Origin of the sequence: Dechloromonas sp. ZY10, from assembly GCF_041378895.1 — a bacterium.
GTDB classification, from domain to species: Bacteria; Pseudomonadota; Gammaproteobacteria; order Burkholderiales; family Rhodocyclaceae; genus Azonexus; species Azonexus aquae.
This window is the reverse complement of record NZ_CP144212.1, coordinates 432903-455829: the sequence shown is the minus strand read 5'-3', so window position 1 is coordinate 455829 and position 22927 is coordinate 432903. Positions and strand designations below refer to the sequence as shown.

20 protein-coding genes and 1 tRNA gene are annotated in these 22927 nt (G+C 62.7%); 18 read left to right on the top strand and 3 right to left on the bottom strand.

Going from position 1 to position 22927, the window contains the following annotated elements; genetic code table 11:
• Positions 1–83: 83 nt before the first annotated feature.
• From VX159_RS02155 to VX159_RS02120, 8 genes are all read left to right on the top strand, one after another.
• Entirely contained in the window at positions 84–1457 is a 1374-nt protein-coding gene (locus tag VX159_RS02155; RefSeq protein WP_371324348.1) for a M16 family metallopeptidase, read from the top strand.
• 64 nt (positions 1458–1521) lie between these two features.
• Entirely contained in the window at positions 1522–2820 is a 1299-nt protein-coding gene (locus VX159_RS02150) for a M16 family metallopeptidase (RefSeq protein ID WP_371324347.1), read from the top strand.
• On the top strand, positions 2817–3395 hold the full coding sequence (gene rsmD / locus VX159_RS02145) for a 16S rRNA (guanine(966)-N(2))-methyltransferase RsmD (protein WP_371324346.1): 579 nt from the start codon (positions 2817–2819) through the stop codon (positions 3393–3395). The genes VX159_RS02150 and rsmD overlap by 4 nt, the downstream gene beginning before the upstream one ends.
• 7 nt (positions 3396–3402) lie before the next feature.
• Positions 3403–3918 (top strand): pantetheine-phosphate adenylyltransferase, encoded by a 516-nt coding sequence (gene coaD, locus VX159_RS02140; protein ID WP_371324345.1) that lies wholly within the window; start codon positions 3403–3405, stop codon positions 3916–3918.
• Between the two features lie 15 nt (positions 3919–3933).
• Complete coding sequence (locus tag VX159_RS02135) at positions 3934–4191, top strand: YfhL family 4Fe-4S dicluster ferredoxin (RefSeq protein WP_371324344.1); 258 nt, start codon at positions 3934–3936, stop codon at positions 4189–4191.
• A 94-nt stretch (positions 4192–4285) separates the two neighbouring features.
• Positions 4286–6226 carry a TonB-dependent receptor plug domain-containing protein gene (locus VX159_RS02130; RefSeq protein ID WP_371324343.1) on the top strand — a complete coding sequence of 647 codons (1941 nt, stop codon included), beginning with the start codon at positions 4286–4288 and terminating at the stop codon, positions 6224–6226.
• A 13-nt stretch (positions 6227–6239) separates the two neighbouring features.
• Positions 6240–6776, top strand: a complete 537-nt coding sequence (locus VX159_RS02125; RefSeq protein ID WP_371324342.1) for a YfiR family protein — start codon at positions 6240–6242, stop codon at positions 6774–6776.
• Between the two features lie 6 nt (positions 6777–6782).
• On the top strand, positions 6783–8708 hold the full coding sequence (locus VX159_RS02120; RefSeq protein WP_371324341.1) for an ATP-binding protein: 1926 nt from the start codon (positions 6783–6785) through the stop codon (positions 8706–8708).
• Between the two features lie 3 nt (positions 8709–8711).
• On the opposite strand, the gene VX159_RS02115 is transcribed toward VX159_RS02120, so the two are convergent.
• On the bottom strand, positions 8712–10637 hold the full coding sequence (locus VX159_RS02115) for a dynamin family protein (protein WP_371324340.1): 1926 nt from the start codon (positions 10635–10637) through the stop codon (positions 8712–8714).
• 244 nt (positions 10638–10881) lie between these two features.
• Between VX159_RS02115 and VX159_RS02110 the strand changes: the two genes are divergently transcribed.
• The gene (locus tag VX159_RS02110; RefSeq protein ID WP_371324339.1) at positions 10882–11574 is read left to right on the top strand and encodes an SOS response-associated peptidase family protein; all 693 of its coding nucleotides are present in this window, start codon (positions 10882–10884) and stop codon (positions 11572–11574) included.
• Here the strand turns inward: VX159_RS02110 and mutM are convergent.
• Positions 11550–12386 carry a bifunctional DNA-formamidopyrimidine glycosylase/DNA-(apurinic or apyrimidinic site) lyase gene (gene mutM / locus VX159_RS02105; protein ID WP_371324338.1) on the bottom strand — a complete coding sequence of 279 codons (837 nt, stop codon included), beginning with the start codon at positions 12384–12386 and terminating at the stop codon, positions 11550–11552. The two genes, VX159_RS02110 and mutM, sit on opposite strands and share 25 nt — an antisense overlap.
• A 158-nt stretch (positions 12387–12544) precedes the next feature.
• Between mutM and VX159_RS02100 the strand changes: the two genes are divergently transcribed.
• The 9 genes from VX159_RS02100 (at position 12545) to VX159_RS02060 (ending at position 21342) form a co-directional block, all read left to right on the top strand.
• Positions 12545–14257, top strand: a complete 1713-nt coding sequence (locus tag VX159_RS02100) for a tetratricopeptide repeat protein (protein WP_371324337.1) — start codon at positions 12545–12547, stop codon at positions 14255–14257.
• The gene (gene lolB, locus VX159_RS02095) at positions 14254–14832 is read left to right on the top strand and encodes a lipoprotein insertase outer membrane protein LolB (RefSeq protein WP_371324336.1); all 579 of its coding nucleotides are present in this window, start codon (positions 14254–14256) and stop codon (positions 14830–14832) included. Before VX159_RS02100 ends, lolB begins: the two co-directional genes overlap by 4 nt.
• Complete coding sequence (ispE, locus tag VX159_RS02090; RefSeq protein WP_371324335.1) at positions 14829–15698, top strand: 4-(cytidine 5'-diphospho)-2-C-methyl-D-erythritol kinase; 870 nt, start codon at positions 14829–14831, stop codon at positions 15696–15698. The genes lolB and ispE overlap by 4 nt, the downstream gene beginning before the upstream one ends.
• A gap of 121 nt (positions 15699–15819) precedes the next feature.
• Positions 15820–15896 (top strand) — tRNA-Gln (locus tag VX159_RS02085).
• A 90-nt stretch (positions 15897–15986) separates the two neighbouring features.
• Complete coding sequence (locus VX159_RS02080; RefSeq protein ID WP_371324334.1) at positions 15987–16937, top strand: ribose-phosphate pyrophosphokinase; 951 nt, start codon at positions 15987–15989, stop codon at positions 16935–16937.
• A 126-nt stretch (positions 16938–17063) separates the two neighbouring features.
• Positions 17064–17651: a 50S ribosomal protein L25/general stress protein Ctc gene (locus VX159_RS02075; protein WP_371324333.1), complete on the top strand. Its 588-nt coding sequence runs from the start codon at positions 17064–17066 to the stop codon at positions 17649–17651.
• 208 nt (positions 17652–17859) lie between these two features.
• Positions 17860–18468: an aminoacyl-tRNA hydrolase gene (gene pth, locus VX159_RS02070; RefSeq protein WP_371324332.1), complete on the top strand. Its 609-nt coding sequence runs from the start codon at positions 17860–17862 to the stop codon at positions 18466–18468.
• A gap of 38 nt (positions 18469–18506) precedes the next feature.
• Positions 18507–19598 (top strand): redox-regulated ATPase YchF, encoded by a 1092-nt coding sequence (ychF, locus tag VX159_RS02065; RefSeq protein ID WP_371324331.1) that lies wholly within the window; start codon positions 18507–18509, stop codon positions 19596–19598.
• A gap of 10 nt (positions 19599–19608) precedes the next feature.
• Entirely contained in the window at positions 19609–21342 is a 1734-nt protein-coding gene (locus tag VX159_RS02060) for a putative bifunctional diguanylate cyclase/phosphodiesterase (RefSeq protein WP_371324330.1), read from the top strand.
• Positions 21343–21376: 34 nt separating this feature from the next.
• Here the strand turns inward: VX159_RS02060 and VX159_RS02055 are convergent, their stop codons facing one another.
• Positions 21377–22876, bottom strand: a complete 1500-nt coding sequence (locus VX159_RS02055) for a polyamine aminopropyltransferase (protein ID WP_371324329.1) — start codon at positions 22874–22876, stop codon at positions 21377–21379.
• Positions 22877–22927: the final 51 nt, after the last annotated feature.

Sequence of the window (22927 nt, the reverse complement as noted above, 5' to 3'; positions counted from 1 at the left end):
CCTTGGGAAAGCCCGCCTGCCCCCTCCCGCTGCTCTTTTCGCCGCCCCTTGGAACACTTATCTCCGCAAAGACCGAACCCACCATGTTGCCGCGCTCCCTCCGCCCCGTAGCTCTCGCCCTGATCCTGGCCGCCGCAGCCCCGGCCACGGTGTTCGCCAACCCCTTTGAAACCACGCTCAAGAACGGCCTGCGGGTGATCGTCAAGGAAGACCGCCGGGCGCCGACCGCGGTGCAGATGGTCTGGTACCGGATCGGCAGCATGGACGAGGTCGACGGCCAGTCCGGCGTCGCCCACGTGCTCGAACACATGATGTTCAAGGGCACGCCGAGCGTCGGCCCCGGCGAATTCAACAAGCGGGTAGCCGCTGCCGGCGGCCGCGACAACGCCTTCACCAGCCGCGATTACACCGCTTACTTCCAGCAGGTGCCAAAAGAAAAGCTGCCCGAAATGATGGCGCTCGAAGCTGACCGGATGCGCCATCTCAACGTCGACGCCCAGGAATTCGCGCAGGAGATCAAGGTGGTGATGGAAGAGCGTCGGATGCGCACCGACGACAATCCGCAAGCCAAGCTGTTCGAGCAGATGAACGCCGCCGCCTTCCAGGCCCACCCCTACCGCCGGCCGATCATCGGCTGGATGAATGACCTGGAAAACATGACCGCCGCCGATGCCAAGGCCTGGTACGACACCTGGTACATGCCCAACAACGCCTACGTGGTGATCACCGGCGACGTCGATCACCAGGCGGTCTTCGCCCTCGCCGAGCAGCACTACGGCGCGCTCGAAAGCCGCCCGCTGCCGCTGCGCCGGCCGCAGAGCGAGCCGGCGCAGGAAGGCATCCGCCGGGTCAGCGTCAAGGCCCCGGCCGAACTGCCGGCGCTGATCATGGGCTGGAAGGCGCCGGTCCTGCGCGACATCGAGCGCGACCGCGACCCTTACGCGCTGGACATGCTGACCGCCGTACTCGACGGCCACGACGCCGCCCGCTTCAACAAGAAGCTGGTGCGCGAGGACAAGGTCGCGCTCTCGGTCGATATCGGCTACGACGGCAGCGCCCGCGGCCCGGGCATGCTCTACATCACCGGCACGCCGTCGGAAGGACGCAGCATCGCCGATCTGGAAGCCGCGATCCGCAGCGAAATCGCCCGCATCCAGAAGGATGGCGTGAGCCCGGCTGAGCTGAAGCGGGCGCGCGCCCAGTTGCTGGCGCAGCAGATTTACAAGAAGGATTCGATGTTCGGCCAGGCGATGGAAATCGGCCAGACCGAGGCTGCCAACCTGCCCTGGCAAGGCATCGAAAAGATGCTGGAAAAGCTGCAGCAGGTCAGCGCCGAAGACATCCAGGCGGCTGCCCGCAAATATTTTATCGACGATACGCTGACCGTCGGCGTCCTCGACCCGCAACCGCTGGCACAGGCGCCGCGCCGCCCGGCCAAGCCCGGCAGCCGGCATTGAGCCGCTCCGCATGCCCTCCCGCCCAGCCTCCGCAACGACCCGAACTCGCGCCTGAGAAATTGCCATGAAACGCTTGTTGACCGTAGTTTTTGCCTTTTTCACCCTGCTTGCCGGCCAGCCGGCCGTCGCCGGCGTCGCCATCGAACACTGGCAGACGGCGGGCGGTACCCGCGTCTATTTCGTCGCCAGCCGCGCCTTGCCAATGCTCGACGTGCAGGTCGACTTTGCCGCCGGTTCGATGTTCGACCCGCTCGGCAAGTCCGGGCTGGCCGCGCTGACCCGGGGCACGCTTGATCTCGGCGCCGGCGACCTCGACGAAACCGCGATTGCCGAACAGCTCGCCGACCTCGGCGCGCAACTCGGCGGCGGCGCCGACACCGACCGCGCCAGCGTTTCGCTGCGTACCCTGACTGCGACCGACAAACTGGCCCCGGCCCTGGCCATCCTCGGCCGGGTGCTGGCCAGCCCGCGCTTCGCCGACGACATCTTCGCCCGCGAGCAGACCCGCACCGTATCGGCCCTGAAGGAAGCGCAGACACGGCCCGACAGCATTGCCGGCAAGGCCTTCTGGGAAGCGCTCTATCCCAAGCATCCGTACGGCCGCCAGGCATCGCCGGAAAGCGTCGCCGGGCTTAGCCGCGACGACGCCCGCGCCTTCCATGCACAGTATTACGTCGCTGCCAACGCAACCATCACCCTGGTCGGCGACCTCGACCGCACCAGCGCCGAACGCATCGCCGGCGAGCTCGCCGCCGCGCTGCCGACCGGCAGTGCGGCTGTGCTGCCGGCACCGCCGGTGCCGGTCAAGGGTAGCCAGAAGCACATCGCCCACCCAGCCTCGCAGGCACACATCCAGATTGGTCTGCCGGCGATCGAGCGCGGCCACCCCGATTTCTTCCCGCTGGTGGTCGGCAACTACACCCTGGGCGGCGGCGGCTTTGTCTCGCGCCTGATGAAGGAAGTGCGCGACAAGCGCGGCTACGCCTACAGCGTGTATAGCTATTTCGCGCCGCTGAAGCAGCCCGGCCCCTTCCAGATCGGCCTGCAGACCAAGCGCAGCCAGGCCCGCGATGCGATCAAGCTGGCCCGCAGCCTGATCGACGACTTCGTCAAGAACGGCCCGAGCGGCGAAGAGCTGGCCGCCGCCAAGGCCAACCTGACCGGCAGCTTCCCGCTGCGCCTGGACAGTAACCGCAAGCTGCTCGACAACGCTGCGGTCATCGGCTTCTACGGCCTGCCGCTCGACTATCTCGATACTTACCAGGCCAAGGTGGCTGCAGTTACGGTCGACGACGTTAAAAAGGCATTTTCCCGCCATGTGCGCGGCGACTATCTGACCACCGTGACGGTGGCCGGCGAATGAGTGCCAAAGCCGGCTCCGGCAGCAACGCAGTGCGGATCGTCGGCGGCGAGTTGCGCCGCCGGGTATTGCGCTTTCCCGATAGCGAAGGCTTGCGCCCGACCCCCGACCGGGTCCGCGAAACCCTGTTCAACTGGCTCGGCCAGGAACTCGACGGCTGGCATTGCCTCGATCTCTTCGCCGGTAGCGGCGCGCTCGGCTTCGAGGCCGCATCGCGCGGCGCGGCGCGGGTAGTGATGATCGAGAAGGCACCACGGGTGCTGGCGGCGTTGCAGGAAAACCACGAATTGCTGCACAAACCTGCGGCGGTGGAGATCGTTCGCGGGGATGCGCTACAATATTTGTCTTCGTCCAAGTCGAAATTCGACCTGATCTTCGTCGATCCCCCTTACCACAAGGGCTGGATCGCCCGGCTGGAGCCCCTGCTCGACGCCGCGCTGCACGCAGACGGGGCGCTTTACCTTGAGGCGGAGAACGAAATCGAAACGCTGGGCCCGTGGCAGACCGTACGCCACGGCAAAGCGGGCGAAGTGCATTTTCACCTGATGCGGCGCGAGCCGAGCCAACCGAACGACTGAACCGACTGTGCCGGCCAATTCCAATTCCAGCAAACTCGACCGCCGCGTGGCGATCTATCCGGGTACCTTCGACCCGATCACCCGGGGCCACGAGGATCTGGTACGCCGTGCCGCCAGCCTGTTCGACCGGCTGATCCTGGCGATTGCCGAAAGCCCGAGCAAGCAGCCCCGTTTCAGCCTGGCCGAACGGGTCGAGATGGCGCAGGAGATTCTCTCCGACGTTCCCAACCTGGAAATTGTCGGCTTCAACACCCTGCTGATGGACTTCGTGCACGAGCAGGGTGCCAAGGTGATCGTCCGCGGCCTGCGCGCGGTGTCCGATTTCGAATACGAATTCCAGATGGCGGGCATGAACCGCAGCCTGTTCCCCGAAGTCGAAACCGTGTTTCTGACCCCCGGCGAGCAATACATGTTCATCTCGGCCACGATGGTCCGTGAAATCGCCCGTCTCGGCGGCGATGTCAGCAAATTTGTCCAACCTTGTGTCGTAAAACGCCTGCGGGCGTCCATTTCAGTTAAATAGAGAGAGGAACCAGTCATGGCCCTGATGATTACCGACGAGTGCATCAACTGCGACGTGTGCGAGCCGGAGTGCCCGAACGAAGCGATTTCGCAAGGTGACGAGATTTACGTCATCGATCCGAACAAGTGCACCGAGTGCGTCGGCCACTACGACGAACCGCAATGCGTCCAGGTCTGCCCGGTCGACTGCATTCCCAAGGATCCGGGCAATGCCGAGAACGAAGATCAACTGTGGGCCAAGTACGAAAAGCTGACGGGCAACAAGCGCGCCTGAGCCTGCTTTCGCTACCCAGCCCATAATAAAGCCCGCTCCATGCGGGCTTTATTATGCCAAGAAGAATTAAGACAAAAGCATAGCCCTGACACCCGTGATCAATCTCAACCTCCCAGCCACGTGCCTGAGTCTCGCCTGCCTGACCGCATGCCCCGCTAGTGCCGAAGACCTGCTGCAGTTGTCGCTGGAGGAACTGATGCGGATCGAAGTTACCTCGGTCAGCAAAAAAAGCCAGCCCGCCGACCAGGCCGCTGCCGCAATTCACGTACTGACCAGCGATGACATCCGGCGCTCGGGAGCCACCAGCCTGCCAGAAGTCCTGCGCCTGGTACCCGGCGTGCAAGTAGCGAGGATTGATGGAAACAAATGGGCAGTCAGCATCCGCGGAATGAATGCACGCTGGTCGGGCCAACTGCTCGTGCTACAGGACGGCCGCAGCCTATATTCGCCACTGTTTGGCGGGGTCTATTGGGAGGCCCAGGACACTCCGCTTGAAGACATTGAGCGGATTGAAGTCATTCGCGGTCCAGGCGGTACGCTCTGGGGAGCCAACGCAGTAAACGGGGTGATCAACATCATCACCCGTCATGCTGGGACAACCCAGGGCGGACTGGCCACCGTCACGACAGGCAGCCACGAGCGCAGCATCATGGTGCGTCAAGGGGGGCAGTTGGGCGAACACACTTTCCTGCGCGCTTACGCCAAGCAAATCGACCATGATGCGCTTCCGGCAACCGCCGGCGGACGAGCACACGATGCCTGGAATACGATTCGCGCCGGATTTCGCCTCGATCATCAAAGCGGCAGCGACAGTTTGCGCATTGATGCCGCAGCCTACGAAGGCAACCTGCAGCAGACCGCAATCCTCACGCGCCCGGGGCTGGCGGGCAATCTCCGCTGGCCGGAAAGTGCCGGGATGCGCGGCAGCCACCTGCAACTGCACTGGCAGAGGGAACTCGACAACGGCGCCAGCTGGCAGATGCAAGTCTACCTAGACCGCGCCGAGCGGGAAGAAAAGGTGCTGCAGCAGCAAATCGATACAGCCGATCTCGAACTGCAACATCGCTTCCGGCCGCATCACTCGCACGAAATCGTCATCGGAACCGGCTACCGGCAAGTCAGCGACTGGCTCCTTGCCAGCGATCCGACACTGAGCATCCGTAACCAGCGGCAATTAAACCGGCGCTACCACCTATTCCTGCAGGACGAAATCGCGCTTGCCGAGCGCTTGCGCCTGACCCTGGGGAGCAAGTTCGAACACCACCCCAATAATGGCTGGGAACCCCAGCCCAATGTACGCCTTGCATGGCAACCCGCCCCTCAGCACACTCTCTGGGGAGCCTGGTCGCAAACCGTCCACACCCCGTCACGCGCTGACCGTGACCTCACCCTAAATCTAACCGGCTGGCCCCTGCTCTCAATACTTGGCACCCCGAATTTTGCCAGCCAGCGACTGCAAGCCACCGAAATCGGCTATCGCCAGTTGCTCAGCCCCCGGTTCTCCTACGATTTCACCGTCTACCAGTACGAATACGACAATCTGCGATCACTTGAGCCTGTCGCCGGAACAAGCTTCCCTCGCCTGGCATACCTGTATGGCAACCAGCTCGAAGCCAGAGCTCGCGGGGCCGAATTGAGTGCCGCCTGGCAGGCCACTGCCGACTGGCGAGTGAACGCCGCATACAGCCACTTGCAACTCTCCGCCACCCCTCGCCCCGGGAGCCGTGACAACACAGACCAGGTCGGTGCATATACCCGCAGCGGCCCTCGCCATCAATTCAATCTGCAATCTCAACTCAAGCTGAGCCAGAACGTGGAGTTTGACGCCTTCTGGTACTGGGTTGCTGCTTATGGGGGAGTCCCGGCCTATCGCCGTCTTGACCTACGCCTGTCCTGGCAGTTCCGTCCAGGCAGCACGCTGACCTTGGTCGGCCAAAATCTTCTTGCGGCCAGCCACCAGGAACAAATTGGGCAAGATACGCTTGCCAGTTCCGTGCCGCGCGGTGCTTACCTGCAATTCAGGCAAGCCTTCTGAGGCAGCCCGACAAATGCATCCACGGGCCTTGATCCTCCGCTTGGGTTACTTCTGGGCTCTGCTCCTGGGAGCTGCCAGCACAGGCTGGGCCCAATACAGTGAAAGCGAGGTCAAGGCAGCGTTCATTTTCAACATTGTCCGCTATGCCGAATGGCCTCAGGAGGCGCTCCCGGAAGGCCTGCCGCTACGCCTCTGCGTTCTTACTCGAGAACGAGGCAACGACAGCCTCGCCGAAGAACTGGAGAAACTGCGCGGACGCACCGTCCGCAACCGCCCTCTGGAAATCCGTACTGCGGCACGTTTCGAAGCGTTGGCGCCATGCCACGTACTGGTTGCCGGCCACGACCTCCCGGAGCGCTACCGTCTCTTGCCAGAAAGCCGCCACCAACTCAACATTGCCTCTGGAGAAAATCCGCAAGAACAGGGAGCGATGATTGGACTGGTTCTGCTCAACAACCGCCTGCAATTCGAAGTCAGCCAGGAAGCGACCCGTCGCGCCGCGATCCAGTTGCCGACCGCCCTGCTCAGACTTGCCTGGCGTGTGAGGTAATCGTTAATGCTTGGTGCCGCAACCATCCGCCAGCGCCTGACCCGCTTTGGCTTGCTCACAGTCGGCTTTGCCTGCCTGATCATCGCCCTGTTCGGAGTTGTCGAAGAGTTTGTCAGGACCCAGAAAAAGCTGCATGCCGACATTCAGGTTCTGCTCGACATCGGCAGCGATACCGTGCAGCCCTATCTGGCCTTTGCCGACCCGGCTGGCGCTCGCACCCACTTGCAGAGCCTGCTCAACCGCCCGGACATCGTGGCTGCCGGAATCTATCTGCCGGAAGGCTATCTCTTTGCGGCCGTGGATCGGCAGGAGCAGGATCAACAGACCTTGGCTGCACGCAGCAATTTCCACCTGGCAGAAGAGCCTGGCTGGCTACCGACGAACTTCCTTCGCCTGTCACATCCGGTCAACCTGGATGGAGAGCAAATCGGCGAACTCAGTTTGTTGATCGATCTCCGCCCAATGCGCCACGAACAGCTCAGCCGGATCGCCGGGATCCTGCTGGCAATGTGTCTGGCGATGCTGGCCTCCTGGTTTCTGGCCCGCCGTTTGCAACGCCTGATCATCGCACCGATTGCGGAAATTGCCGACACGGCAGCTGCCATCCGCGAATCCGGGCACTACAACCTGCGTGTCAGCTATCCTGCCGATGATGAAATTGGCCACCTGGTGAGGCAGTTCAATGCCATGCTTGGAAAGATCGCCGATACCGACCACGAGTTACGCCGCCACCGCGATCACCTTGAGGGAGAAGTACTGGCCCGCACCCGCGACCTCTGCGACGCCAAAGACATCGCCGAACGGGAAACGGCTGCCGCCCTCCGTGCCAATGCGGCCAAAACCGAGTTCCTCTCACGGATGAGCCACGAACTGCGGACACCGCTCAATGCAATTATCGGCTTCAGCCAGATGCTTGAGGCCGAGGGAACGCTCAACCCGGAACAAGCCGACGATGTCCGGGAGATTCGCAAAGCCGGCAATCTGCTGCTGGCACAGGTCAATGAAATCCTTGATCTTTCCCGGATCGAAAGCGGCCACCTCGAACTGATCCCGGAGGTCCTTGATCTGGACAGCGAAATCACTGCAGCCGTGAACGCCATCCGCCCTCTGTTGCCAGCACAGCAACTGCAGTTGCAGCTCGCACCGGTTCCCAACATCCGTCTCTATGGTGATCGCCAGCGGCTGCAGCAAATCCTGCTCAATCTGTTATCCAATGCTGTCAAGTACAACCGCCAAGGTGGGCGGATCGAAATCCACTATGGCGGCAACAGCAACGCCCCACGCATCTGCATTACAGATAGCGGCCGCGGCCTCAGTACTGAACAACTAGCACGCCTGTTCCGCCCCTTCGAGCGTCTGGAAAGCGCCTATTGCGGGATTGAAGGTACCGGCATCGGCTTGGCGCTGTGCAAGCGGCTAGTCGAGGCCATGGGCGGCTCCATCGGGGTCGAGAGCCAATCGGGGCAAGGTAGCACCTTCTGGTTTGAACTCCCGGCAGCCCCAACCTCTGGCGACGCACTTACCGCAACCAGCGAGCAGGTCTGCCACTCGGTTCTCTATATCGAAGACAACGCAATCAATGCCAAACTGATGCAAAAGGTCCTCGATAAACGCCCCGATGTCCGCCTCCGCATTGCTGAGGATGGACTGAGCGGACTGGCTGCGGTCAGTGCTGAGATGCCCGAATTGATCTTGCTGGATTTGAATCTGCCCGATATTGATGGCTTCGAGGTCATGCACCGCCTCGGAGCCAATCCTGTTTGGGCCAACATCCCGGTCATTGCAGTCACCGCCAATAATACGCCAGCCGACATTGCGCGCGGCCAGGCGGCCGGCTTCCTCGACTACCTCGGCAAACCGCTCGATGTGCGCCGCCTGAATGCCGCGCTCGACAAGCTGTGGGCAACGCCCACACAGAACAGCACGGCGTAGACCTTAACTCCGCCGCAACAGCGCCTCGATTTCCCCCGCCAGACTGTCCAGTGTTTCCATCTGACGGGCGAGCGCGGCTTCTGCGGCCTCGAACTCGCTGATCCGCTCTTCCAGCGAATCGGTCGCCTGATGAATCCGGCGCAAGCTGTCGAGGCGCCGTTTCAATTGCAGTTGATGTTCTCGCACCTGGGTTTCGACCGGCGCCATGATTGCCCGCAACCAGATTTCGACATCCTTGTTGGCTTGCTCGAAAGCCCGCCGGATTTGAATCGCCACCTCCTCGAAAAACTTCTGGGTGATGTTTTTCTTGTCGCGTGTCAGCAAGGTCAGCATCGTATTGAGATGGGTATCGCACCAACTCTGCAAGCGGTCGATCTCGGCCGTGTAGCGGTTTAGCGAAAAGGCTGTCGGCGCCCCTAGTTTCAGCCCGTGCTCACTGGCAAAACGGCGATAGACAGCGTCCATCATTTCAAGGATTTCGTCGATTTCGCGCCCGGCGGCAAGCAGCAATTCACGGCTGCGGGCAAAAAAGGCATTCATCGCCTCCGACAGCGCACTGGAAAAATTGGCTTCGAGCATGGTCGACCGTGTTTCCCGCGTCAGCTGGCGCAGGTTGTCGCTATTCAGCTGGGAAAACAGGCTGGCGCTATGGCTGTTGAACACGTTGCGCACTGCGTAGTAGCGCTGCAGCCCGGCCTCAAAGGCCGCCTTTTCGCTGCCGATCTGCCCCATCATGTACTCGACCACCCCTTGATTCTTCCCGCGCAAGCCGACCAACTCTTCCAGCTGGCTACGCAAGCCTGCCAAACGCGATTCCTGCAAGGTCCGCACGCCAGCCGCCAAGGCCATGAATTCACTGGCCACCCGCTCGCCGACGAGTTGCCGCCGCGCCGGAATCAGGGCCTGCGACAAGGCCTCTTCCAGCAAAGGCAGGCGGCTGCGCTGCAGCAGCGCCGGGTCCGCATTGACCCGGGCAACCAGCGCCTTCTGCGCCGAGACAGGATAGACCTGCGTCGGCGCCAACCCGAGGACGGCCGCACAGGAGGCTGCCTGACGGGCGATTTCGCCATCAACTTCGGCGCGGCTTTTGAGTTCGTCCCACTGCCCATCGATCTTGTTGAGGACCACCAGCCGGCCTTCCCGCGGCAAGCCGGCACCACCGATGTACTCCTTCCAGATCACCAGGTCGGATTGACTGACACCGGTATCGGCAGCCAGCAGGAATAGCACGGCATGGGCATTCGGCAACAGCGAAAGGGTCAGTTCCGGTTCGGCACCAACCGCATTGAGCCCCGGGGTATCGAGGATCACCAGGCCTTGCTGCAGCAGCGGGTGCGGAAAATTGATCAGCGCATGCCGCCAGCGCGGCACCTCGACCAGGCCATCGGCGCCGACCCGGTACAGGTCGGAAGCCTCCTCGCCCACCGCAAAGCCGAGGCTGGCCGCCTCGTCCGGCGCAACCCGGATGGTCTCGCTAACGTGGCGCAAGGCAGCTTGCATGGCATTGGCCGAGCCGGTATCGAGCGTAACCACGGTCCACGCCTCGCTCCGATTGCGGAACTCGCTGACCCCGCGATTGCTTGCCCGAGTGGTAATCGGCAGCAGTTCGAGTTGTGCCGGTTTGCCTTCATCCCAACGCAGTTCGGTCGGACACATCGTCGTCCGCCCGGCGGAGGAGGGCAGGATGCGGCTGCCGTATGCGGAAAAGAACATCGCATTGATCAGTTCCGACTTGCCGCGCGAAAACTCGGCGACAAAGGCGACCGTCAGCTTGTCGTCGCGCAGGCGATCCTGCAGCAGCGCAAAGCGCAGCGCAGTTTGCGGCCCTGCCAGTTCATTCCGTACCAACCAGTCCTGCAAGGCTCCGATCCGGGCAGCAAGCTGGGTGCGCCATTCGGCATAGGCGGCAAAACGGGGAGCGAGCGACATGAACGATTCTTCAAAAAACAGGCAGAGGAAGCGAATTTAACAAAACCCCGGCAGCCGACCAAGGGCACAGCCGGCACGTCCCGGAGAAACGCGTCTGCACCACGGTCGACCGTGAATTTGCGAAAAAACCGGCACAGCCGGGCAACTCCGACCGAATTTTGCGGATCCGGAGAATCAATGCTCTTTCGCGGCACAGATAATTACTGTAAATTTACACAGTGGTTATTTTCTTCCGGAGCCCTCCATGTGCGAACGTATCGAACTGCACGCCGGCGTCAGAGAGATCAGCCGGCATTTCGGCCGCCTGCAGATCAGCGCCCGCGATCTGCCCGACGACGACGAACTGGCGCCTGGCGAACCGCTGCTGATCATCAGCAGCGGCGGCGACGGTGCCCGGGCCAGCAATGCCCGCTGGGGACTGGTCGGACATTTTCTTGACCAGAGCCCGCGTAGCCCGCTGCTCCACCTGCGCGGAGAAACCCTAGCCGCCACCCCGTTCTACAACCGCCTGTTGCGCCGCAAGCGCTGCCTGATTCCAGCGACCGCCTTCATGAGCTGGCAATCCGACGGCGAGGGGCAGCGACGCAAACTGCGGATCGCGGAACGCGATGGCGAACTGCTGCTACTCGCTGCCATCTTCGACCACCACCCGCACGCCGGCAGCACTTGCGCCGTACTGACCGCCCCAGCCATCGGTCTGGCGCACGGACTGCAACCACGCCTGCCCCTGTTGCTGCAAGGCGAAGCCGCCGCCTTCTGGCTGGCCGAACACGCGGAGTTTCCCGAGGATGAGTTCGCCACCCTGCTGCAACCAACCGAATGGCCATCCTTGCTCGGCGAATACCTGCCCGAACCCGAGCCTTCGCCGCAACTGTGCTTCGACTTTGCGCTGACGCGCAGTTCCGCCCCCGCTCAGCGCTGGCAGCCCGGGCAATAGTAGGTGCTGCGGCCGGCCTGGCGCACCTGCCGGACCAGCCCGGCACAGCGGCGGCAGGGCTGGCCATCGCGGTCATAAACTGCGGCCTGGATCTGGAACCAGCCGCTGCTGCCATCGCTATGAACATAGTCGCGAATACTGCTGCCGCCGGCGGCGATCGCTTCGCTCAAGGTCTCCTGTACCGCCTGCACCAGCGTCGCCAAGCGCCCGCGCGCAATCCGGTTGGCCGCCCGCAAGGGCGAAATCCCGGCGCGAAACAGGCTTTCCGAGGCATAGATATTGCCGACTCCGACCAGCAGATGGCTATCCATCAAGACCGGCTTGACGGGCGAGGCTCGACGGGAAAATACGCTTTCCAGCCAGTCGACCGTAAATTCCGGGGACAACGGTTCCACCCCCTGCACCGCCAGCAAGGGATGTCGCGCGCTGTCTTCCGGTGCCCCCGGTTGCCAGGTCACCACACCAAAGCGGCGCGGGTCGGAAAGGCGCAGGATGCGCCCAGGCAAACACAGATCGAAATGATCGTGCCTGCCGACCGGATCGCCCGGCGCGACAAAGCGCAGATGTCCCGACATCCCGAGATGAATGATCAAGGTGCCACCGCTACCGTCAGCACGCCGGCAGTCGAGGAGCAGATACTTGCCGCGTCGGCGTACCGCCGCGATGCAGCAACCCGGCAACCACTCGGCCAATTCGGGGGGAATCGGCAGACGCAAGCGCGGAGCCCGGATCGCCACTCCCAGTATCGGCTGGGCCAGCAACTCCGGCTCGATTCCCCGACGACAAACCTCAACCTCCGGCAATTCCGGCATCTTTTACTCCTGGCTAATTGATCACGACCAACGGCCGCGCCCCGGATTGTAAATACCCCCGGCAGCCGGCATCCAGCCCACCGGTTCACGGTAACATCGCAAACCTTGCGTGGTTTTCCTGCTCTAACGAACACCCTGACCGCCCGCGAAAGACTTTCATGTCGCCGAAGAAGTACCTTGCCACCGCTCTCGCCCTCGTCCTGCCCCTGCTGCATGGCAGCGCCATTGCGAGCAACGATCCCCCGCCGGCCAAGCCGGCGGCCCGCAAGGCGCAGCCGCGCGGCGAAGACCTGCTGGCCCGCACCGTGTTCCAGACCCTGCTCGGCGACCTGGCCCTGCAACGCGGGGACCTGCGCCTCGGCCTCGATGCCTGGAGCGACCTGGCCCAACGTACCCGCGACCCCAAGGTCCTCGCCCGTGCCGTCGAGGTTGCCGGTTTTGCCCGGCAATTCGACCGCGCACTCGAACTGTCGGACCTCTGGCTCAGTGTCGAACCGGATTCGCAGCGCGCCCGGCAAACCCGTTCGTCGCTGCTGGTACTGGCCAACCGCCTGGACGAACTGGCACCGCAACTGAGCGCGCTGCTCGAACAGGACCAGGCCAACCTCGCCGGCAACCTGATGCACCTGAACCGGATGCTGCTGCGGCATCCCGACAAGAAAGCCGTCCAGCAGTTGGTAGACCGTGTCGCCGCGCCCTATCGCCGCCTGCCGGAAGCCCACTTCGCGATGGCCCAGGCCGCTGCCAGCGCCGGTGACCGGCTGCGCGCCCTCGACGAAATCGAGCAAGCGCTGAGCCGCCGAACCGACTGGGAAGCGGCAGCCCTGTTGCGCACCCAGTTGCAAGCCGAGTTGTCGCCAGAGCAGGCCGCTGCCACCCTGCTCGAATTTGTCAGCCGCCACCCCGGGCTCCGCGATGCCCGCCTGACCCTGGCCAGACTACTCGTCAGCGTCAAACGTTACGACGAAGCGCGCGCTCACTTTAACCGCTTGCTGCGTGACCATCCGGACAGCCCGGAAATCATCTACCCGGTTGCCATCCTGGCCCTGCAACAAGGCGATAGCGAAACCGGGCGCAAGCAGCTTGAGCACTTGTTGCAGACCGATTTTCCGGACAAGAGCACCGTTCACTTTTTCCTCGGCCAGCTGGCCAACGACCGCCTGCAGCCAGACATCGCAATCCGCCATTACCGCCAGGTCACGCAGGGCGATCAGTATCTCGCCGCCCGCTCGCGGTTGGCGCAACTGTTATGGCAACAAGGTCAGCCGGAAGAGGCTAGGGCCATGCTGCGCGAAACCCGCAGCACCAACAGCGGCGAAAAAACCCAACTCCTGCTCGCCGAAGCCCAACTGCTGCGCGAAGCCCAGCAACACGAAGAAGCACTGAACCTGATTGAAAGCGCGCTGCAGCGGGCACCGGACAACCCCGAACTGCTCTATGAAGCGGCATTGCTCAGCGAACGCCTGGGTCGCCACGATCAACTCGAAAGCCGCCTGCAGCACCTGCTTAGCGTCAAACCGGATCACGCCCACGCACTGAATGCTCTGGGTTATTCCTGGGCCGACCGCAACATTCGCCTCGACGAAGCCCAGAGTCTGATTGCCCGGGCGCTGGCGCTGGCCCCGGACGACCCCTTCATCATGGACAGCCTGGGCTGGGTGCATTACCGCCGGGGAGATTTGCACCAGGCACGCGAACTGCTCGAACGGGCACACGCATTGAAGGCCGATCCTGAAATCGCCGCGCACCTGGCCGAAGTCCTGTGGGCACTGGAGCGTCGCGACGAAGCCAGCCGCCTGTTGCGCGAAGCCAGCCAGCAACACCCGGACAACGACCTGCTGCGCAATACCCTGCGCAAGCTGCAGCCTTGATCCGCCGCCTGCTGGCCGTGGCCGCCCTGCTGGTCGGCGGTTGTTCGACCCTGCCGCCGGGTGAAATGCCGCTGCCGCCGCGCAGCCAATTGGTGGCATTCAGCGTGGAAGGCCGCTTTGCACTGACCAGCCGCCCCCCCGATGCTGCCGCACAACAGGCCAGCGGCCGGTTGCGCTGGCTCCAGCAGGCCCCCGGGCAGGCTGAAATCCTGCTGATGACACCGCTCGGCCAAGGCATTGCCGAAATCACGATCCGCCCTCAACGCAGCCACCTGCGCACCGACGATGGCCGCGAATATGCCGCCGCCGACAGCGAAACCCTGCTCCGGGAAGTCACCGGCCACAGCCTGCCGCTGCGCCGCCTGGCCGACTGGCTGAGGGCACGCGGCCCGGTCGTGGCCAGCGACCGCCACGGTCGACCGCTGAAAATTGCCGAAAACGGCTGGCAAATCAGCTACGACTACGCCGACGAAGACCCTGACGCCCTGCCCCAGCGCCTCGACCTGCAATCTCACAGCGGCCAGCAGCAGATCGACCTGCGCCTGCGCCTCGAAACCTGGAGGAGCGAACCTTGACTCCCACCTGCCCCCCCTCGGCAATTTACGACTGGGACAGCGAGTGGCCGGCCCCGGCCAAGCTCAATCTGTTCCTGCACGTCGTCGGTCGCCGCCCCGACGGCTACCACCTGCTGCAAACCGTATTCCGCTTCATTGACCTGCATGACCGCCTGCGTTTCAGCCCACGCACCGATGGCGCCATCGTTCTCGCCACCCCGACCCCCGGCGTCGCCCCGGCCGACGACCTGTGCGTCCGCGCCGCCCTCCGCCTGCAACAAGCCACCGGCTGCCGCCAGGGCGTCACCATTGATCTGAACAAACAGCTTCCGATGGGCGGCGGCCTGGGAGGTGGCAGTTCCGATGCGGCCACTGTCCTGCTCGCACTCAACCAGCTGTGGCAAACCGGGCTCACCCGGGCGGAACTGGAAACCCTAGGCCTTCCTCTTGGGGCCGATGTACCGATCTTCATCCACGGCCGCAATGCCTTCGCCGAGGGCATCGGCGAGCAATTCACCGACCTCGAACTGCCGCCCGCAACCTACCTGATCGTCAGACCGCCAGCCAGCGTACCGACCGCAGCCATTTTTGGCGCCCCCGAACTACGCCGGGATACCCCGCCAATGGCCGCAGATACATGGCAACCGGGCTGTGGCCACAACGATCTGGAAGCCGTTGCCTGCGCCCGCTTTCCGGCCGTTGCCACAGCCCTTGCCCAACTCCGCCGGATTGCCCCGAGTGCACTGATGACTGGCTCCGGCGCCTGCCTCTTCGCCACATTCGCCAGCCGTGCCGCCGCCGAACAAGCGCAGGCAGCACTTGGCGCCACAGCTGAAAGCTGGATCGCCAGTGGGCTGGACAAGCATCCGCTGGCGCCCCTGGGCTGACCCGGCAACGATCAAAAAAAACGATGCCTCTGTAAGTTTTTTCAAAAAAGAGTAGACAAACCTAAAAGGCCTAGCTATTATGCACGCCTCGTCAGCAAGCAAACGCTACTGACGAAACAACTGGGGAGTCGCCAAGTTGGTCAAGGCACCGGATTTTGATTCCGGCATTCGAAGGTTCGAATCCTTCTTCCCCAGCCAGTTTCCTTCGGGCAGGCCTAAAAACCTGCCCGAATTTCATTGCGTCCGCGACTTTACGCCGACGTCCTGAATGAATCCCGGGATCTGCTCATGGCCTACAACAGCTTGATGGTCTTCACCGGCAACGCCAATCCAAAACTGGCCGAAGCCGTCGCCAAACATCTCAACGTCGACCTCGGCCGCGCCAATGTCGGCCGCTTCTCCGATGGTGAAGTCAGCGTCGAAATCCAGGAGCACGTCCGCGGTCGCGACATTTTCGTGCTGCAGTCGACCTCGGCACCGACCAACGACAACCTGATGGAACTGCTGGTCGTTGTCGACGCGCTCAAGCGCGCCTCGGCCGGTCGCATCACCGCCTCCATCCCCTACTTCGGCTATGCCCGCCAGGACCGCCGCTCGCGTTCCTCGCGCGTGCCCATCGCCGCCAAGCTGGTCGCCAACATGCTGGTCGCAGCCGGCGTCGACCGCGTCCTGACCATGGACCTGCACGCCGAACAGATCCAGGGCTTCTTCGACATTCCGGTAGACAACATCTACGCTCTGCCGATCCTGCTCGAAGACATCAAGAAGCAGAACTACGAAAACCCGATGGTGGTCTCGCCTGACCACGGCGGCGTGGTCCGCGCCCGTTCGCTGGCCAAGCGCCTCGAATGCGACCTGGCGATCATCGACAAGCGCCGCCCGAAGGCCAACGTCTCGGAAGTGATGAACATCATCGGTGAAGTCGAAGGCCGCACCTGTATCATCATGGACGACATGGTCGACACCGCCGGCACCCTGTGCAAGGCCGCCACCGCGCTCAAGCAGCACGGTGCCAAGCAGGTCGTCGCCTACTGCACCCACCCGGTGCTGTCCGGCCCGGCGGTCGAGCGCGTGAACACTTCCGACCTCGACGCGCTGGTCGTTACCGACACCATTACCCTGCGTGACGACGCCGCCGCCAGCCCGCGTATCCGCCAGCTGTCGGTTGCCGAAATCATGGCTGAAACCATTCGCCGGATCAGCAACGACGACTCCGTCTCGTCGCTGTTCATCGATTAAAACCCAGGATCGGGCTGCCCGAAGCTTGAGCCAGCCGCTCCAAACGCCAGGCACCCTGATCCTAAGCTCTGTTTTTCAACCCTCCTGACCTGGTCGCGGGTCAGGAATCCAATCTGGAGTATTGCAATGCAATTCGATCTGAACGCTCAACCGCGTCAAGTGCAGGGAACGAGTGCGAGCCGCCGCCTGCGCCGCAGCGGCAAGGTTCCGGGCATCATCTACGGTGGCGAAGCCGCCCCGGTGATGATCGAGATGGACCACAACGAAATCTACCTGCAACTGCGCAAGGAAGCCTTCCACTCCGCCATCATCAACATCTCTGTTGATGGCAAGAAGGAACAAGTCGTGCTGCGCGACTATCAGGCTCACGCCTACAAGCTGCGCGTGCATCACGTCGACTTCCAGCGCGTTGACGCTACCCACGAGCTGCACATCAAGGTGCCGCTGCACTTCATCAACGAAGAAACCGCCCCCGGCGTCAAGCTGTCCGGCGGCCTGGTCAACCACGTCATGACCGAACTGGAAATCCAGTGCCTGGCCAAGGACCTGCCCGAATTCGTTGAAGTCGACCTCGGCGCACTGAAGGCCGGCGAAAGCATCCACGTTTCCCAGGTCAAGCTGCCGGCCGGCGTCAAGGCTCTGGCCAATGGCGACGAAGTGGTCGTCGGCATCGTCGGCAAGGGCGGCGCAGCTGAAGAAGCCGCTGCCGAGTAATCCTCGCCGCATCCCGAAAGGCCGCCGCCGGTTTTTACCGCCGGCGGCTTTTTGCCACCTGCTGCGGCAACAACGGCATCGAGTCGCCTTCTGTTGCCCCCGCAGGCAGTCAGTTACCCCGCCTTGCACAGCACGCAGATATTTAGCATATTAGCGACTTTGCAAATTTCACCCCCTGCCGCTCCTGCCGGAGCCCGTTGAATCCCGCATGCCCGCACCCCGCCTGATCGTCGGCCTCGGTAACCCCGGACCGGAATATGAAGCCACCCGCCACAATATCGGGTTCTGGCTGGTCGACCGTATCGCCGCCGAACTGCGCATTGACCTGGCGCCGCAAACCAAGTTTTACGGCAAGGCCGGGCGCAGCGGTGAGCTCTGGCTACTGCAGCCGACCACCTTCATGAACCGCTCCGGCCAGGCGGTGGCCGCACTGGCCAATTTCTACAAGATCACTGCGGACGAAATTCTGGTCATTCACGACGAACTCGATCTCGCCCCCGGCGCGATCCGTATCAAACAGGGTGGCGGCACCGGCGGCCACAATGGCCTCAAGGACATTCAGGCCAAGCTCGGCACTGCCGATTTCTGGCGCCTGCGCCTCGGCATCGGCCATCCGCGCAGCCTCGGCCTGGCCCAACAAGTTGCCGACTTCGTGCTGCATCAGCCACGCAAGGAAGAAATGCCGGCCATTGACGAAGCCCTGCACCGCTGCCAGCTGGCCCTGCCTCGCCTTCTCGCCGGCGATTACGCCAGCGCCCAACAACATCTGCACGGCGCGAGCCATCCGCCGAAAGCCGCAGGCCGCGAGCCGACCTGAAGCCGCCCGGCTCGCCCACTTTCTCTCAAGGAATCACCATGTCTCTCAAATGCGGTATCGTCGGCCTGCCCAATGTTGGCAAGTCCACCCTGTTCAACGCCCTGACCAAGGCCGGCATCGAAGCCGCCAACTACCCGTTCTGCACCATCGAGCCGAACGTCGGCATCGTTGAAGTCCCGGATCCTCGCCTCAAGCAACTGTCCGAAATCGTCAAGCCGCAGAAAATCCAGCCGGCCATCGTCGAATTCGTCGACATTGCCGGCCTGGTCGCCGGTGCTTCCAAGGGCGAAGGCCTGGGCAACCAGTTCCTGGCCAACATCCGCGAAACCGACGCCATCGTGCACGTCGTGCGCTGCTTCGACGACCCGAATGTGGTACACGTCTCCGGCAGCGTCGATCCGATCCGCGACATCGAAGTGATCGACACCGAATTGGCCCTCGCCGACATGTCGACCGTGGAAAAGGCCTTGAACCGCTACAAGAAGCCGGCCAACGCCGGCGACAAGGAAGCCAAGATCCTGGTTGCCGTGCTTGAAAAGTGCATGACCCAGCTCGACCAGGGCAAGCCGGTGCGCGCCCTCGACCTCTCCAAGGAAGAATGGGCCAGCCTCAAGCCTTTCTGCCTGATCACCGCCAAGCCGGTGCTCTACGCCGCCAACGTCGCCGATACCGGCTTCGTCAATAACCCGCTACTGACGGCAGTACAACAGCACGCTGCCGCCGAAGGCGCCGAAGTGGTCGCCCTGTGCGCCAACATCGAAGCTGAAATCGCCGATCTCGAAGACGCCGACAAGGTCGAATTCCTCGAATCCATGGGCCTCTCCGAAGCCGGCCTCGACCGCCTGATCCGCGCCGGCTACAAGCTGCTCGGCCTGCAGACCTACTTCACCGCCGGAGTCAAGGAAGTCCGCGCCTGGACCATCCACAAGGGCGATACCGCGCCGCAAGCAGCCGGCGTCATCCACACCGACTTCGAGCGAGGCTTCATCCGCGCCCAGACCATCGCCTTCGCCGACTTCATCGCCTACAAGGGCGAAGCCGGCGCCAAGGAAGCCGGTAAAATGCGCGCCGAAGGCAAGGAATACGTTGTCCAGGATGGCGACGTAATGAACTTCCTGTTCAACGTCTAATCCAAAAGGCATGTTCGCCCAACCTCTCCCCGCCAGCATTGAAGAGCTTCCCGAAGCCGTTCTGCAACGGATTTTCGAGCAGAGCCAGGAAGCGGTACTGATTACCGATGCCGGCAATCGCATCATCGCCGTCAATACGGCCTTCACCCGCCTGACCGGTTATGGCGCCGAGGAAGTCCTCGGGCAAAATCCGGGCATGCTGGCCTCGGGGCGCAACACCCCCGAGTTCTACGGCGAGATGTGGCGGACACTCCAGCGCTGTGGCGGCTGGCAGGGAGAGATCTGGGACAAACGCAAGGATGGCAGCATGTACCCGAAGTGGCTGTCGATTTCAGCCATCTTCAATAACGCCGGAGTCATCACCCACTACGTCGCGAACTTTACCGACATCACGGCCAGCAAGGAAGCAACCGCACGCCTGACGCATCTGGCCTACCACGACCCGCTGACCGGGCTGCCCAACCGGATGGCCTTCGAAACCCAGTTGTCACAGGCAATTGCCAGTTGTGACCGCGAAGGCAAGCAGCTGGCGCTGATGTTGATCGACCTCGACAACTTCAAGAACATCAACGATTCGCTCGGCCACCATGTCGGCGATGAACTACTGCAGAAAGTCGCGACCCGGCTGCGGCAAACCCTGCGCTCAACCGATCTGGTTGCCCGCCTGGGCGGCGACGAGTTCGTCGTCCTGCTGCCCGACCTCGACGACCCTCTGATCGCGGCCCGGATTGCCGCCAAACTGCAAGGCAACCTGGCCGACAGCTATCAGGTGGCCGAACACATCCTCTACGCCACTCCGAGCATCGGCATCGGGCTCTACCCGGACGACGGCCCCGACCCCGGCACCCTGCTGCGCAATGCCGATACGGCGATGTATTACGCCAAGAAGGCCGGGCGCAACAATCACCAGTTTTATGCGCCGAAGATGAACGCCAGCGCCGGCGAACGCCTGCAACTGGAAAACACCCTGCGCCACGCAATCGCATCGATGGCCCCGGGCCTGTCCGAGTTCAGCCTGCACTTCCAGCCCCAGATCGATGCCAGCAGCGGCAAAGTCAGCGCAGTGGAGGCGCTGTTGCGCTGGAACAGCCCCAAGCTCGGCAATGTTTCGCCAGCCCGCTTCATCCCGGTTGCCGAGGAATCCGGACTGATGCAGCCGCTCGGCGACTGGGTGATCTGGGAAGCCTGTCACCACGCCCGCGCCTTCCGCGATGCCGGGCTCGACATCCGGATGTCGATCAATGTCTCGGCCCAGCAATTACGCCACGAGAACCTGCTGTTGCTGATTCAGGGGGCAATGGCGTGCTACGACCTGGCGCCGGGCGATCTCGAAATCGAAATCACCGAAAGCGCGGTGATGCAGAACCCGGACAAGACCCTGGCCCTGCTGCACCAGATCGCCGCCACCGGGATCACCCTGGCGATCGACGACTTCGGAACCGGCTATTCCTCGCTGGCCTATCTCAAGCACATGCCGATCCGCCGGCTCAAGCTCGACCGCTCTTTCGTCAAGGATCTGGAAAGCAACCACAGCGACGCCGCAATCTGCTCGGCGACGATTGCCCTTGGCCACAAGCTGGGACTGGAACTGGTGGCGGAAGGGATCGAAACTCCCGGGCAGCAGGCTTACCTGCAGCAGCAGGAGTGCGACTTGCTGCAAGGCTTCCTGTTCAGCAAACCACTGCCCGCCGACGAACTGATCGCTTTCATCAAGCCCCACGCGGCGATCGCACAAGCCGAATAAGTGCGGCCGGTGAGCAGCCGCTACCGGCACCGGCTCAACGGATCACCCGCCGCCACTCCTCCTCGAAGTAGCGCACCAGCGCCTGGTTGTTGAGACGATTCGGCTCAACCGGGAGCCGAGCCATATCCGCCGGAAAAACAAATAGCCCGGGCAGGGTTTCCGGAGTCAAAAAGCGTGTTTTCTCACGGTCGACCGTAGAAAAAGCCATTTTTTGCCGCCCAGCCAGGATGTAACCCCATTCACCGAACGAGGGCACCAGCGCGTGGTAAGGCGCAGTCTGCAACCCTGCTTCCTCCAGCGTCGTCACCACGCACCAGAATGACTGGCGAGCGTAAAGCGGCGAGGTCGACTGCACCACGATCAGGCCGTTGGCCGCCAGGCGCTTTTCCAGCAGGCGATAAAAGGCCGAGGTGTACAGTTTGCCCAGGGCAAAATTCGACGGATCGGGGAAATCAACCACGATGAAATCAAAATGCTCGCGATTCTGCTCCAGCCAGACCAAGGCATCGGCATTGACCACCTTGACCCTGGGCGAGCTCAGGGACGCTTGATTCAGTTCGACTAGCGCCGGCGCGGTCGCAAACAGTTCGGTCATCGCTGCATCCAGATCAACCAGCGTCACCGCCTCGATCTGGGGATATTTCAGGATTTCTCGCACCGCCAGCCCGTCGCCGCCACCCAGCACCAGCACCCGCCGTGCCCAGGGCAGGGCAGCCAGGCCCGGATGCACCAGCGCCTCGTGGTAGCGGTATTCATCGTGCGAGGAAAATTGCAGGTTATTGTTGATGAACAGCCGCAGATCGTCGCGCCAGCGGGTCACCACCAGCCGCTGGTAAGGCGTGGTTTCGGCATGCACGATCTCATCGGCGTAAATCTGCGCCTCGGCCAGCGAAGTCAGCCGCCCGGCGCCGGCAAAGCCTGCGGCCAGTAACAGGAAAACCGCCCACGCCTGCAGTGTCAGCCAGCGGCGTGCCGGCAACTGGTCGGCAAACAGGCGCAAAGCCCACAAGGCCACCGCAACGTTGAGCAAGCCGAAAAGCAGACCGGTGCGCAACATTCCCAGGTGCGGTGCCAAAAATAGCGGAAACAGCAACGAGACCGCCAAGGCGCCGAGGTAATCGAAGGTCAGGACCTGCGACACCAGGTCCTTGAATTCGATCTCGCGCTTGAGGATGCGCATGACCAGGGGAATCTCCAGCCCGACCAGCACGCCAATCAAAAATACCGCCAGGTAAAGCAGCAGGCGGAACGGTGCCGGCAGCCAGACAAACGCGAGAAACAGCCCCAATGCGGCAAAGCCACCGAGCAAACCGACCAGCAACTCGATCCGGACAAACATCCCGATCAGATCGCGCACGATGTATTTAGACAGCCACGAACCAACGCCCATGGCAAACAGATAGGCGCCGATCACGGTTGAAAACTGCATCACCGAATCGCCGAGCAGGTAGGACGACAAGGCCCCCGCGACCAATTCATAAGCCAGGCCACAGGATGCTATGACGAAAACAGAAAGAAGCAGTGCGTGCCGCATGCCAGACCCGCGGAGCCGTAAAACCCGCGATTCTACGCCCTTCCCCGAAAT

What these genes read in the sequence shown, in the direction of transcription:
- VX159_RS02115 (WP_371324340.1), bottom strand. Translation starts at nt 10,637, where the DNA reads ATGTCGCTCGCTCCCCGTTTTGCCGCCTATGCCGAATGGCGCACCCAG.
- VX159_RS02075 (WP_371324333.1), top strand. Translation starts at nt 17,064, where the DNA reads ATGCAATTCGATCTGAACGCTCAACCGCGTCAAGTGCAGGGAACGAGT.
- VX159_RS02080 (WP_371324334.1), top strand. Translation starts at nt 15,987, where the DNA reads ATGGCCTACAACAGCTTGATGGTCTTCACCGGCAACGCCAATCCAAAA.
- pth (WP_371324332.1), top strand. Translation starts at nt 17,860, where the DNA reads ATGCCCGCACCCCGCCTGATCGTCGGCCTCGGTAACCCCGGACCGGAA.
- ychF (WP_371324331.1), top strand. Translation starts at nt 18,507, where the DNA reads ATGTCTCTCAAATGCGGTATCGTCGGCCTGCCCAATGTTGGCAAGTCC.
- VX159_RS02110 (WP_371324339.1), top strand. Translation starts at nt 10,882, where the DNA reads ATGTGCGAACGTATCGAACTGCACGCCGGCGTCAGAGAGATCAGCCGG.
- VX159_RS02060 (WP_371324330.1), top strand. Translation starts at nt 19,609, where the DNA reads ATGTTCGCCCAACCTCTCCCCGCCAGCATTGAAGAGCTTCCCGAAGCC.
- VX159_RS02120 (WP_371324341.1), top strand. Translation starts at nt 6,783, where the DNA reads ATGCTTGGTGCCGCAACCATCCGCCAGCGCCTGACCCGCTTTGGCTTG.
- mutM (WP_371324338.1), bottom strand. Translation starts at nt 12,386, where the DNA reads ATGCCGGAATTGCCGGAGGTTGAGGTTTGTCGTCGGGGAATCGAGCCG.
- VX159_RS02135 (WP_371324344.1), top strand. Translation starts at nt 3,934, where the DNA reads ATGGCCCTGATGATTACCGACGAGTGCATCAACTGCGACGTGTGCGAG.
- VX159_RS02155 (WP_371324348.1), top strand. Translation starts at nt 84, where the DNA reads ATGTTGCCGCGCTCCCTCCGCCCCGTAGCTCTCGCCCTGATCCTGGCC.
- VX159_RS02100 (WP_371324337.1), top strand. Translation starts at nt 12,545, where the DNA reads ATGTCGCCGAAGAAGTACCTTGCCACCGCTCTCGCCCTCGTCCTGCCC.
- VX159_RS02150 (WP_371324347.1), top strand. Translation starts at nt 1,522, where the DNA reads ATGAAACGCTTGTTGACCGTAGTTTTTGCCTTTTTCACCCTGCTTGCC.
- rsmD (WP_371324346.1), top strand. Translation starts at nt 2,817, where the DNA reads ATGAGTGCCAAAGCCGGCTCCGGCAGCAACGCAGTGCGGATCGTCGGC.
- VX159_RS02055 (WP_371324329.1), bottom strand. Translation starts at nt 22,876, where the DNA reads ATGCGGCACGCACTGCTTCTTTCTGTTTTCGTCATAGCATCCTGTGGC.
- VX159_RS02125 (WP_371324342.1), top strand. Translation starts at nt 6,240, where the DNA reads ATGCATCCACGGGCCTTGATCCTCCGCTTGGGTTACTTCTGGGCTCTG.